Origin of the sequence: Micromonospora sp. WMMD956, from assembly GCF_029626125.1 — a bacterium.
GTDB lineage: Bacteria > Actinomycetota > Actinomycetes > Mycobacteriales > Micromonosporaceae > Micromonospora > Micromonospora carbonacea.
In genome coordinates, this window is the sequence record NZ_JARUBI010000005.1 from 4770078 (window position 1) to 4783328 (window position 13251).

The 13251-nt window shown below is 72.3% G+C and carries 7 protein-coding genes; 5 read left to right on the forward strand and 2 right to left on the reverse strand.

What is annotated here, in order from left to right; genetic code table 11:
• Nucleotides 1–4 precede the first annotated feature (4 nt).
• A complete protein-coding gene (dapF, locus tag O7628_RS21580; protein WP_278133138.1) occupies nucleotides 5–850 on the forward strand; it encodes a diaminopimelate epimerase in 846 nt (281 codons plus the stop codon).
• Here the strand turns inward: dapF and O7628_RS21585 are convergent, their stop codons facing one another.
• Nucleotides 851–2377, reverse strand: a complete 1527-nt coding sequence (locus O7628_RS21585; protein WP_176734812.1) for an NAD-dependent malic enzyme — start codon at nucleotides 2375–2377, stop codon at nucleotides 851–853. It lies immediately after the preceding gene.
• 156 nt (nucleotides 2378–2533) lie between these two features.
• Here O7628_RS21585 and hflX point away from each other — a divergent pair, with 156 nt between their 5' ends.
• Together hflX and O7628_RS21595 are read left to right on the forward strand one after the other, a co-directional pair.
• Nucleotides 2534–3982, forward strand: a complete 1449-nt coding sequence (hflX, locus tag O7628_RS21590; protein ID WP_278133141.1) for a GTPase HflX — start codon at nucleotides 2534–2536, stop codon at nucleotides 3980–3982.
• A gap of 109 nt (nucleotides 3983–4091) precedes the next feature.
• Nucleotides 4092–5768: a hypothetical protein gene (locus O7628_RS21595; protein WP_278133143.1), complete on the forward strand. Its 1677-nt coding sequence runs from the start codon at nucleotides 4092–4094 to the stop codon at nucleotides 5766–5768.
• A 154-nt stretch (nucleotides 5769–5922) separates the two neighbouring features.
• On the opposite strand, the gene lexA is transcribed toward O7628_RS21595, so the two are convergent.
• Nucleotides 5923–6708: a transcriptional repressor LexA gene (gene lexA / locus O7628_RS21600; protein WP_278133145.1), complete on the reverse strand. Its 786-nt coding sequence runs from the start codon at nucleotides 6706–6708 to the stop codon at nucleotides 5923–5925.
• A 577-nt stretch (nucleotides 6709–7285) separates the two neighbouring features.
• On the opposite strand from lexA, the gene nrdR reads away from it, so the two are divergent.
• Together nrdR and O7628_RS21610 are read left to right on the forward strand one after the other, a co-directional pair.
• Nucleotides 7286–7798: a transcriptional regulator NrdR gene (nrdR, locus tag O7628_RS21605; RefSeq protein ID WP_074473959.1), complete on the forward strand. Its 513-nt coding sequence runs from the start codon at nucleotides 7286–7288 to the stop codon at nucleotides 7796–7798.
• A 64-nt stretch (nucleotides 7799–7862) separates the two neighbouring features.
• On the forward strand, nucleotides 7863–13172 hold the full coding sequence (locus O7628_RS21610; RefSeq protein WP_278136376.1) for a vitamin B12-dependent ribonucleotide reductase: 5310 nt from the start codon (nucleotides 7863–7865) through the stop codon (nucleotides 13170–13172).
• Nucleotides 13173–13251: the final 79 nt, after the last annotated feature.

Genomic DNA, 13251 nt, shown 5'->3' on the forward strand with positions numbered 1-13251 from the left:
GGGCGTGGAGTTCACCAAGGGACACGGCACCGGCAACGACTTCGTCATCCTCCCCGACCCGGACGGCGCGCTCGACCTGACCCCGGGCCTGGTCGCCGCGCTCTGCGACCGGCGGCGGGGCCTCGGCGCGGACGGCGTCCTGCGGGTGGTGCGGGCCGCCAAGCACCCCGAGGGGGCGGGCCTGGCCGGCGAGGCCGAGTGGTTCATGGACTACTGGAACGCCGACGGGTCCTTCGCCGAGATGTGCGGCAACGGCGCGCGGGTCTTCGTCCGCTACCTGCTGGCGCAGGAGCTGGCCGAGCCCGTCGACGGCACCGTGCCGGTGGTCACCCGCGCCGGCCTGGTGCGGGCCCGCGTCGAGGGCGACGGCATCGCCGTGGAGATGCGCCGCCCCCGGCTGTACGACACGTCGACCGCCGCCCTGGGCGGGCTGACCCTCGCCGGCACCGCCGTGGACGTCGGCAACCCGCACCTCGTCTGCGCCCTGCCGGCCGGGCTGGACCTGGGCGCGCTCGACCTCACCCGGGCCCCCGCCGTCGACCCGGCGCTCTTCCCGGCCGGGGTGAACGTCGAGTTCACCGTCCCCGGCGACCCGGTCGACGGCGTCGACGGCCACGTGCTGATGCGGGTCCACGAGCGGGGCTCCGCCGAGACGCTGTCCTGCGGCACGGGCGCGTGCGCGGTCGCCGCGGTCGCCCTGCGCGACGCCGGCCGGGACGCCGGCACGGTGACGGTCGACGTCCCCGGCGGCCGCCTCACGGTCACGGTGACCGACGACGCCTGCTGGCTGGCGGGCCCGGCCCTCCTGATCGCCACCGGCGCCGTCGACCCCGCCGCGCTCCGCCGCTGATCAGGGGGTGGCGCTGGCGGTGGCGGCGATCTCCGGGAGGTCCGCCGGGCCCGGGTCGGCGGCCGGCGGGGGAACCGCGGCGGCGGGGGTCTGCGCGGCGGCGCGGACGGCCGCGGCGACCGCCGGCGCCACCCGGGCGTCGAACACGCTGGGCACGATGACCGTCGGGTTGATCTTGTCCTCGCCGACGACGTCCGCGATGGCCCGGGCGGCGGCGATCGCCATCTCCTCGGTGAACTCCTCGGCGTGCGCGTCGAGCATGCCCCGGAACACGCCCGGGAAGGCGAGCACGTTGTTGATCTGGTTGGGCTGGTCGGACCGGCCCGTGGCGACCACGGCGGCGTGCTTGCGCGCCTCCCGGGGGTCGACCTCCGGGTCCGGGTTGGCCAGCGCGAAGACGATCGCGTCCTTGGCCATGGTGGCGATGTCGTCGCCGGTGAGCAGGTTGGGCGCGCTCACCCCGATGAACACGTCCGCGCCGCGCACCGCCCCGGCCAGGTCGCCGGAGTAGTTCTCCTTGTTGGTGTTCTCGGCCAGCCACTGCCAGGCCGGGTTGAGCCCGGTCAGGCCGCGGTGCAGGGCGCCCTGCCGGTCGTACGCGATGATGTCGCCGACGCCCTGGCGCAGCAGCAGCTTCATGATCGCGGTGCCGGCCGCGCCCGCGCCCGAGACGACCACCCGCACGTCCGCGAGCTGCTTGCCCACGACGCGCAGGGCGTTGGTCAGCGCGGCCAGCACGCAGATCGCGGTGCCGTGCTGGTCGTCGTGGAACACCGGGATGTCCAGCGCGTCACGCAGCCGGGCCTCGATCTCGAAGCAGCGCGGCGCGGCGATGTCCTCCAGGTTGATCCCGCCGTACGCGGGCGCGATCGCCTTGACGATCGCCACGATCTCGTCGGTGTCCTGGGTGTCGAGCACCACCGGCCAGGCGTCCACCCCGCCGAAGCGCTTGAACAGCGCCGCCTTGCCCTCCATCACCGGCAGCGACGCCGCCGGCCCGAGGTTGCCCAGGCCGAGCACCGCCGAGCCGTCGCTGACCACCGCGACCGTGTTGCGCTTGATGGTGAGCCGCCGGGCGTCGGCCGGGTTCTCCGCGATCGCCATGCAGACCCGGGCCACGCCCGGCGTGTACGCCCGGGACAGCTCGTCGCGGTTGCGCAGCGCGACCTTCGAACTCACCTCGATCTTGCCGCCGAGGTGCAGCAGGAACGTGCGGTCGGACACCTTGCGCACGTCCACCCCGTCCAGGGCGGTGAGCGCGTCGACGACCTGGTCGGCGTGGCCGGCGTCGGCGGTGTCGCAGGTCAGGTCGACCAGCACGTGCGTGGGGTCGGAGTCGACCACGTCCAGCGCGGTGACGATCGCCCCGGCCTCGCCGACGGAGGTGGTCAGTCGGCCGATCGAGGAGGCGTCCGCCGGCACGGAGATCCGGATCGTGATCGAGAATCCCGCGCTCGGAAGTCGGGTGATGGCCACAGGATTCCCTCCGTCGACGCTGATCGGGGTCGGTCTTTCCTCGCCCCGCATTTCTACTCGCCCGCCCGGATCGCGGAGCACTCACCCCCACGTTCGGTGGTCCACGCGACGGGCATATAGCGGGTGCATCCGGCGTTGACACGTGTCAGGATTGGTCGTACGCGACAGAATCCGTCGCTACGGCACATAACGGACAGGAGGCGCGGTTTGCGCAACCAGGAGACCTACGTACCCCTCATGGACGACGAGCTCGAGGCGACCACCGGGGAGTTCGAGCTGTCGGAGCGGCAGGCGCTGCGGCGGGTCCCTGGCCTCTCCACCGAGCTCACCGACATCACCGAGGTCGAATACCGCCAGCTCCGGCTGGAGCGGGTCGTGCTCGTCGGGGTCTGGACCGAGGGCACGCAGACCGACGCCGACAACTCCCTCACCGAGCTGGCGCAGCTTGCCGAGACGGCCGGCTCGCAGGTCCTCGAAGGGCTGATCCAGCGCCGCAGCCGCCCCGACCCCGCCACCTACATCGGCCGGGGCAAGGTCGACGACCTCGCCGCGGCGGTGCTCGCCAGCGGCGCCGACACCGTGATCTGCGACGGTGAGCTGTCCCCGTCCCAGCTGCGCAACCTGGAGCAGCGCACCAAGGTCAAGGTGGTCGACCGCACCGCCCTGATCCTCGACATCTTCGCCCAGCACGCCAAGAGCAAGGAGGGCCGGGCGCAGGTCGAGCTGGCCCAGCTCGAATACCTGCTGCCCCGGCTGCGCGGCTGGGGCGAGACGCTGTCCCGCCAGACCGGTGGCTCCGGCCGCGGCGGCGGCGCGGGCGGCGGCGTCGGCGTCCGCGGCCCCGGTGAGACCAAGCTGGAGACCGACCGGCGGCGCATCCGGCACCGCATCGCCCGGCTGCGCCGCGAGATCAAGGCCATGCGCACCGTACGCCAGACCAAGCGCGCCCGCCGCTCCCGCAACGCGGTGCCCGCCGTGGCCATCGCCGGCTACACCAACGCCGGCAAGTCCAGCCTGCTCAACCGCCTGACCGGTGCCGGCGTGCTGGTGGAGGACGCCCTGTTCGCCACGCTGGACCCGACCACCCGCAAGGCCACCGCGCCCGACGGGCGCATCTACACCCTGTCCGACACCGTCGGCTTCGTCCGGCACCTGCCGCACCAGATCGTCGAGGCGTTCCGCTCGACGCTGGAGGAGGTCGCCGACGCCGACCTGGTGGTGCACGTCGTCGACGGTGCCCACCCGGACCCGGAGGAGCAGGTCCGGGCAGTCCGCGAGGTGCTCGCCGAGGTGGGCGCGGACCGGCTGCCCGAGCTGCTGGTGGTCAACAAGACCGACGCGGCCGACGAGGAGACGCTGCTGCGCCTCAAGCGGCTCTGGCCCGACGCCGTGTTCGCCTCGGCCCGCTCCGGGCGGGGGATCGACGAGGTGCGGGCCGCCATCGAGACGCGGCTGCCCAGCCCCGCCGTGGAGGTCCGGGCCGTGCTGCCGTACGACCGGGGGGCCCTGGTCGCCCGGGTGCACCGGCAGGGCGAGGTGCTCAGCTCCGCCCACCTGCCGGAGGGCACGATGCTGCACGTGCGGGTCGACGAGGCGCTCGCCGCCGAGCTGGCGCCGTACGCCGCCGCCGAGGAGCGGGTCGCCGCCGCCCGGTGAACCCGGGCCGGCCCGGCCCGGCACGCGACAGCGAGGGGCACGCCGGACCACCCGCGACGGGCGGTCCGGCGTGCCCCTCGCGTTTACACGGGCATGCGACACTGACCCCATGCGCCGCGCTGTTTCCTCGGTCACGGTTGCCCTCGGCCTGCTCGGGGCGACCGTGGCGCTCACCGGAGTCGCCCTGGCCGCGCCCGCCCCCGGGGCCGCCGCCGCCCCCGAGCCGACCCCCGGCAAGAAGCGCTGCGCCGTCACCGACGAGCGGCTGCGCGAGCTCTCCGGCCTGGTGGCGACCAGGAGCGGCTACGTCGTGATCAACGACGGCACCACCATCGAGGCGCGCAAGCGCGTCTTCTTCCTCGACACCAAATGCCAGGTGTCGAAGGAGGTCCGCTACTCGGGCAACGGCCCGCTCGACACGGAGGACCTGGCGCTCTCGCCGGACGGCGAGAAGCTCTGGATCGGCGACATCGGCGACAACATCACCAGCACCGAGCGGCGGGAACGGGTCGCCGTGTGGAGCATGCCGGCCGACGGGTCGGCCCGGCCGGTGCTGCACCGGCTGTCGTACCCGGAGAAGAAGCCGCACGACGCCGAGGCGCTGCTGATCGGCGACGACGGCAAGCCGCTGATCATCACGAAGGTGGCCAGCGGCAAGGCCGAGATCTTCACCCCGGAGGGCAAGCTCAACAGCGGCGACACCGACCCCGTGCCGATGACCAGGGTCGGCGAGGTCTCCCTGCCGAAGACGAACACCCCCAACGTGCTCAACACGATCGGCCGGGTCGCCATCACCGGCGCGGCCCGCTCGCCCGACGGCAAGAAGGTGGTGCTGCGCACGTACGCGGACGCCTTCGAGTACGACGTCTCCGGCGGCGACATCGTCGGCGCGCTGACCGGCGGCAAGCCCCGGGTGACCCCGCTGACGGACCCGTTCGGCGAGGCGATCTCCTACACCCCCGACGGCAAGTCGTTCGTCACCGTCTCCGACGGCGGCGAACTGGGGGAGGAGGAGGCCATCGAGATCCTCGCCTACACCCCCGCCACCACCGGTGCCGAGGCGCTGAACGGCGGCGACGCCGGCCCGCCGAAGCCGGCGGCGGAGAAGTCCTGGATCGAGGGGCTGAGCCTCGACGAGATCACGTACCTCATCGCGGCCGTCGGCGTGATCGGCGCGCTGATGGTCGGTGCCGGCATCTTCGGCATCCTGCGGGCCCGGCGGCGTCCCGCGCCGCCCGACGACCCGTCCGGCGACGCCGACCTGCCGGAACGCGACGAGTTCCCGCTCAACGCCGGTCCGGCCGGACCGGCCCGGGGGCGGCCGGTCGACGGCCGGCCGCCGGGCGGCGGCCGGGGCGGCGTCTACGGCGGAGTGCCGGCCGGCGGTGGCGGATACGCCGCCGCCCCGGCCCCCGCCGCCGGCCCCCGCCCGCCCTCCGGCGGCGTGTACGGCGGCGCGGCCCGCCCGGCGGGGGCCGCCCGTCCCCCACAGGGCGGCGGCGTGTACGGGGGCGGCGGTGGCCGGCCCTCCGGCGTCGGCGGGCACGGCGGCGCGCAGCCCGGGGGTGCTCCCCCCGGCCGGGGTGGGGGCGCGGCCCCGCCGGACCGGGCGGCCCAGCCGGGCCGTGGCGGGGTCTACGGCGGGCGGGCCGAGCCGCCCCGGCGGGGGCGCGACCCCAGGGACCCGCGCGGAGGCCGGCACGGCGACGGCGGGCCCGGCGACGAGCGCGGCGGCTACGGCCAGCCGCCCGGCGGGGGCCGCGAATACCGGGGCGACCGGTACTGACCGCGGTAGCGCCCCGGCGCGGCGGGCGTCCTCGCCCGCCGGCCCGCTGGTGCTGGCCGGGCTGCCCGCCGAGACCGACCCGGGTGCGCGGGCACCCGGACCGTCGGCGGTGGGCGCCACCGGCCCCGGGTGGCCCGTCAGGGGGCGTGACCCGTCAGATGCGGCGCAGGACCGCGACGACCCGACCCATGATGGTGGCGTCGTCACCCGGGATCGGGTCGAAGGCCGGGTTCTGCGGCATCAGCCAGACGTGGCCGTCACGGCGGCGGTAGGTCTTCACGGTCGCCTCGCCGTCGAGCATCGCGGCGACGATGTCGCCGGCCTCGGCGGTCGGCTGCTGCCGCACCACCACCCAGTCGCCGTCGCAGATCGCCGCGTCGAGCATCGAGTCGCCCTTGACCTGGAGCATGAAGACCTCGCCCTCGCCCACCAGCTCGCGGGGGAGGGGGAAGACGTCCTCCACCGACTGCTCGGCGAGGATGGGGCCACCGGCGGCGATCCGGCCGAGCATCGGCACGTACGCCGGTGCGGGGCGCTGCGAGCGGCTCGCCTCGTCGTCGAGGGTGTCGGCGGGAGCCCGGACGTCCACCGCGCGCGGCCGGTTCGGGTCGCGCCGCAGGAAGCCCTTCTTCTCCAGCTCCTTGAGCTGGTAGGCGACGCTGGACGGGGAGACCAGGCCGACGGCCTCGCCGATCTCCCGCACGCTCGGCGGGTAGCCGTGCCGCTCGACCCAGGTGCGGATGAACTCCAGGATGCGGCGCTGCCGGGCGGTCAGGTCGACCGTGGCCGGGTCGGGGAAGCTGCTGACCATCGGGGTGACCGGGCGCACGGCCGGCTGGGCGGCCCGGCTGCGCGCGGCGCGGGGGCGTCGGGTGGCCGGCGGACCCGCCTCGGTGCTCTGCTGCGGGTTCTTCGGCCGGCTGGCCCGGTCCTCGGTCACGTCCGTCCTCCCTGGTCGGCGCTCGTTGCCCGGCGGCTCGGGGCGTGGGGGTGAGCCGCGCGTTGCCTCGGCCGGCCCGCGTGCTCCCCGGCCCGGTTGTTCTTGACCGTATAGGTGGGATCGGTCATTTTCAAACATCTGTACGACCTTCGTCGGCGTGTCGGACTCGAAAAGCGGGAAATCCGAACGCCTGTTCTGATAAATGGTACGCGCGCTCGAACGTCAGTTCGATGCGCGCCTGCCCGATCCCCGTTCGAGGCGCGGGTCGGCCGCAGGGCGTGACCGGGGGGACGCGTGCCGCGTTGGGGCTTTCGGCGGCCCCGCGGAGGGGGTGCCGACGTGATTCTGGCGACGCGCCGGACACGCCCCGGCGAACTTGACCACGGTCCGCCGGACGCATACGGTCAACCCCTAGATGTAGTAGTCACACGGGCGTAAGTCGCCTACAGGTTGGGTTCGACTACCGACCGCACTCCCCGCTACCGCACCCGGTGGTGGTCCCCGAGCGGGGCCGGCGCCGCGGTTTCGCGTGCCCGGGGATGCCTGTCGGCCCGCCGTCGATGAAGGAGGTCAGGCGATGCGGTGCCCATATTGCCGGCACGCCGACTCCCGGGTCGTCGACTCGCGGGAGGCCGACGACGGCCAGCTGATCCGGCGGCGGCGGTCCTGCCCCGAGTGCGGCAAGCGGTTCACCACCGTCGAGGAGGCGGTGCTCGCCGTGGTCAAGCGGAGCGGGGTGACCGAGCCGTTCAGCCGCATCAAGATCGTCGGTGGGGTGCGCAAGGCGTGCCAGGGGCGACCGGTCGACGAGGACTCGATCGCCCTGCTCGCGCAGAAGGTCGAGGAGACCATCCGGGCCAAGGGGGCCGCCGAGATCCCCAGCCACGACGTGGGCCTGGCGATCCTGGGCCCGCTGCGGGACCTGGACGAGGTGGCCTACCTGCGCTTCGCCAGCGTCTACCGCTCGTTCGACTCCCTCGCGGACTTCGAGCGCGAGATCGAGACGCTGCGGGCCGCCGCCCGCGCCCGGGAGGGCGCCGTGGCCGGCGACGGGACGGCGGCGGCGGGGGCCGCCGGCCGTACCGAATGATTTTTCTGGTTTCTGACAGTTTGGACGCGCGGTGGGTGACCGCGCAGACGAGGGGGCGGATGAGATGGCGGGGGACGGCGTGACAGCAAGCCGGACGCGGACGAAGGCCAGCACCGGCCTGAAGATCGAGCGGGTGTGGACGACCGAGGGGGTCCACCCCTACGACGAGGTGACGTGGGAGCGTCGCGACGTCGTGATGACGAACTGGCGGGACGGCTCAATCAACTTCGAGCAGCGCGGGGTCGAGTTCCCCGAGTCCTGGAGCGTCAACGCGGCCAACATCGTCACCACCAAGTACTTCCGGGGCGCCGTGGGCACCCCCGAGCGGGAGTGGTCGCTGCGGCAGCTCATCGACCGGGTGGTCAGCACCTACCGGGCCGCCGGTGAGGAGCACGGCTACTTCGCGACCCCGGCCGACGCCGAGGTGTTCGGCCACGAGCTGACCTGGATGCTGCTGCACCAGGTGTTCAGCTTCAACTCGCCGGTCTGGTTCAACGTCGGCACGCCCTCGCCCCAGCAGGTCAGCGCGTGCCTGCCCTACGACTCGCTGGTCAGCACCCCCGGCGGCCTGGTGCCGATCGGCAAGCTGGTCGAGGGGAACGCCGTCGGGGCCAAGGTGTACGACAGCAACGGCCTGACCAGGATCGTCGCCGTCAAGGCCAACGGGGTGCGCGAGGTCGTCCGGCTGCACACCAAGGCGGGTTACCAGCTCGACGTCACGCCGGACCACGTGGTGTGGAAGAGCACGGGCGACGGCACGGGCCAGTGGGTCGAGGCCGGCACGCTCGCGCCCGGCGACAAGCTGGAGTGGCACCGCACCTACGCCTATGGCGAGAGCGAGATCGACCTGCGGGAGATCCGCGAGGCCGCGCTCGCCGGCTGGCTGCAGTCCGACGGGTTCGTGGGGCAGTACGACGAGGGCACGAACCGGTCGTTGACGATCGAGGCGATGACCGTCAACGACGACGAGCTGGACTGGGTCACCGTCACTCTCGACGAGGTCTTCGGCGGCGCACACCGGCACGAGCGCACGGTGACGACGCAGAGCGACGAGCTGGACTGTCGGCGCACCCGCCTCTACGGCGAGCACCTGCGCCCGTTCGTGCAGAAGTGGGACCTGCTCACCCGCGGCGTCGAGATGGAGGTGCCGCGGCAACTCTTCACCGCGCCGCTGCCGGTCGTCGCGGCGTACCTGCGCAGCATCTTCCAGGCCGAGGGCTACGTCTCCGCGCGCGAGCACTCGACGCTCGTCGCGGTGGACATGGTCTCGGAGAAGCTGATCCGGGGCGTGCAGAGCCTGCTGCTGCGCTTCGGGATCTTCTCCCGCGTCGCGCACAAGCCCGACCCGCGCCCGAACCGCAAGGGCTGCTGGTCGGTCCGGATCCAGAACGACGGCGACCGTGACCTCTTCGCCACCCACATCGGCTTCGTCGGCGCGGAGAAGATGGCCAAGCTCGAGCAGAGCTTCGCCAAGGCGGGCCGGTCGGCCGGCGGCGTCAAGCGGCTGGAGATCGACCGCATCGAGCCGCTCGGCGCGATGGAGGTCTACGACATCCAGACGGAGAGCGGCGAGTTCCTCGCCGGCAACCTCCGGGTGCACAACTGCTTCATCCTCTCCGTCGACGACTCGATGGATTCGATCCTCGACTGGTACAAGGAGGAGGGGCTGATCTTCAAGGGCGGCTCCGGCTCCGGGGTCAACCTCTCCCGGATCCGCTCCTCCCGCGAGCTGCTCTCCTCCGGCGGCACCGCCTCCGGCCCGGTCAGCTTCATGCGCGGCGCGGACGCCTCCGCCGGCACGATCAAGTCCGGCGGCGCCACCCGGCGCGCGGCGAAGATGGTCATCCTCGACGTCGACCACCCGGACATCGAGGAGTTCGTGATCACCAAGGCGCGCGAGGAGGACAAGATCCGCGCGCTGCGGGACGCCGGCTTCGACATGGACCTCGGCGGCAACGACATCGTCAGCGTGCAGTACCAGAACGCCAACAACTCGGTGCGCGTCTCCGACGAGTTCATGTCGGCCGTGGAGAACGGCGGCGGCTTCGACCTGCGCGGGCGGCTCGACGGGCAGACCATCGAGACCATCGACGCCAAGAAGCTGTTCCGCACCATCGCCCAGGCCGCCTGGGAGTGCGCCGACCCCGGCCTCCAGTACGACGACACGATCAACGACTGGCACACCTGCCCGGAAACCGGACGAATCACCGCATCTAATCCATGTAGTGAATACCTTCATTTGGACAATTCGTCCTGCAACCTGGCCTCGCTGAACCTGATGAAGTTCCTGCGGGCCGACGGCGGGTTCGAGGTGGAGAAGTTCGTCCGCTCGGTCGAGTTCGTCATCACCGCGATGGACATCTCGATCTGCTTCGCCGACTTTCCGACCGAGCGGATCGGCGAGACCACCCGCGCCTACCGGCAGCTCGGCATCGGGTACGCCAACCTCGGCGCGCTGCTGATGGCCTCGGGCCTGCCGTACGACTCGGAGCAGGGCCGCTCCGTCGCCGCCGCCATCACCTCGCTGATGACCGGCACGGCGTACCGCCGCTCGGCCGAGCTGGCCGGCATCGTCGGCGCGTACGACGGCTACGCCCGCAACGCCGAGCCGCACAAGCGGGTCATGCGCAAGCACGCCGCCGCGAACGACGAGATCAAGCCCACGGGCACGGTCGCCACCGCGATCGTCCGGGAGGCCACGAAGCAGTGGACCCAGGGCAACAAGATCGGCGACAAGCACGGCTGGCGCAACTCCCAGGCCGCAGTACTCGCTCCGACCGGAACTATTGGCTTGATGATGGATTGCGACACTACGGGCGTTGAGCCCGATTTGGCGCTGGTCAAGTTCAAGAAGCTGGTCGGCGGCGGCTCCATGCAGATCGTCAACCAGACCGTCCCGCGCGCCCTGCGCAGCCTCGGCTACCCCGAGGAGCAGGTCGAGGCGATCGTCGAGCACATCGCCGACCACGGTCACGTGGTGGACGCCCCCGGCCTCAAGCCGGAGCACTACCCGGTCTTCGACTGCGCCATGGGCGAGCGGTCGATCGCGCCGATGGGGCACGTGCGGATGATGGCGGCCGTCCAGCCGTTCATCTCCGGCGCCATCTCCAAGTGCGTCGTCGGGGAGACCCTGGTGGCCTCCGGGGACGGGCTCGTCCGGATGGGCAGTCTCTACCAGGGCGAGGCGGAGGACACCTTCCGGACGGAGTTCCTGAAGATCTCCTCCCTGGACGGTGACCGCAAGACCGACGCGTTCTACTACGGCGGGGTCCGGCCGGTGCGGACGGTCACGCTCCGTTCGGGGCACTCGGTGACCGGCACCTACCCGCACCGACTGCTCACCGCCGGGGACGGCGGACTGGTCTGGAAAACGCTGGGCGAGCTCCAGCCGGGTGACCACGTCGCCACCCAGTACGGCGCCGACCTGTGGTCGTCCGTCCCGGCGAGCCTGCGCGACGTGGTGACGTCGCGGTCCTACGGGAACCAGCGGGCCGTGACGCTGCCGCAGGAGATGACGGAGGAGCTGGCATTCCTTCTCGGTGCCTACGCCGCCGAGGGGCACACCAGCCGCAGCAACTGGACGATCACCATCACCAACTCGGTCGACTCGGTGCTGGAGCGGATCCAGGCAGCCTGGCAGTCGGTGTTCGGGCTGACCGCCCGGATCGACCGGCAGCCTGGCAAGTGCCCGGGGGTGGTCCTGTCATCCAAGTCCGTCGTGGAGTTCATGACGGAGCTCGGCTGTGGCTCGCGGGCGTCCGAAAAGCGGATCCCCGATGCGGTGCTGCGTTCGCCCCGCGACATGGTGCTGGCCTTCCTGCGTGGGCTCGCGCTCGACGCGTACGTGACGACCGCGACCGCGCCGAAGTGGGCGATCTGTCTGGACAGCCCGGCCCTGCTGGACGACCTGCAGGCCGTGTTGACCAACCTCGGCGTCGTGCACGGCCGGGTGAGCAAGTTCAACTCCGAGTACGGCAAGTCGTACGACGAGGTCTACGCCGCCGGCTACCAGGGGCAGCTCTTGGTGAGCATGGTGCCGTTCCTGGAGCCGGAGAAGGCGGCTGCCGCCGCGCGCTACCTCGCACAGTCCTATGGCACGGGGACGGCGGATGTCGTGCCCGGCATCACCGGGCGGGAGCTGTACGACCTCATTCCAGCGGGAAGGCCGGGCCGGGACGGCGTTCGCGGTGACCGTTCGAGCTTCGCGTTCCTCCTCGACGAGCGCACCACGCACGTCACCCGTCGTACCGTGGAGCGGGTGGCCTCCCTCGACGGGGTGGTGCTGCCGGGATGGCTGCGCCAGGTGCTGGACGGCAACCTGCACTTCTCGCCCGTCGACTCCGTCGTGGATGCCGGTGAGCGGGAGGTGTTCGACCTGTCGGTGCCGGAGACCCACGCCTTCGTGGCGAACGGCATCATGAACCACAACACGGTCAACATGCCGGAGCAGGCGACCGTCGAGGACGTCGAGAAGATCTACTTCGAGGGCTGGAAGCTCGGCCTGAAGGCGCTGGCGATCTACCGGGACAACTGCAAGGTCGGCCAGCCGCTGTCGGTGGCCAAGCCCAACAAGGCGACCGCGTCGGTCGAGGCCCCGGCCGAGGCGGAGAAGGCCGTCGAGAAGGTCGTGGAGAAGGTCGTCGAGTACCGCCCGGTGCGCAAGCGGCTGCCGAAGAAGCGTCCCTCGGAGACGGTCAGCTTCTCCGTCGGCGGCGCGGAGGGATACCTCACCGCCTCGTCGTACCCGGACGACGGCCTCGGCGAGGTCTTCCTGAAGATGTCGAAGCAGGGCTCGACCCTGGCCGGCGTGATGGACGCCTTCTCGGTGGCCATCTCCATCGGCCTCCAGTACGGCGTCCCGCTGGAGACGTACGTCAGCAAGTTCACCAACATGCGCTTCGAGCCGGCCGGCATGACCGACGACCCGGACGTGCGGATGGCCGCCTCGGTGATGGACTACATCTTCCGTCGCCTGGCCCTGGACTTCCTGCCGTACGAGCGCCGCGCCGAGCTGGGCATCTTCACCGCCAAGGAGCGGGCCGCCCAGCTGCGGGCCGAGGCGGAGGCGGAGAGCGCGACGGTCAGCGGTGCGGACCTCACCGCGATGGCGGCCTCCGCGCCGGTCGAGTCGCCGGAGACCGCTACGCCGGGCCAGCCGGCCACGGTCGGGGCGGTCGCCCAGCCGACGCAGGAGCTGGCCGACGTCGCCGCCGCCAAGCCGGCCCCGTCGGTGGGCTCCAGCACGGAGCTGCTGGAGGCCGTGATCGGCAAGGCCGCCGACGCGCCGCTGTGCTTCACCTGCGGCACGAAGATGCGCCCGGCCGGAAGCTGCTACGTCTGCGAGGGCTGCGGGTCCACCAGCGGCTGTAGCTGAGTGTTGCAGGCAGGTCGGGCCCGGGCGCGCCAGCGCCCGGGCCCGACCTGTCGGTGCAAGGAAGGGCACCTTGTTAACG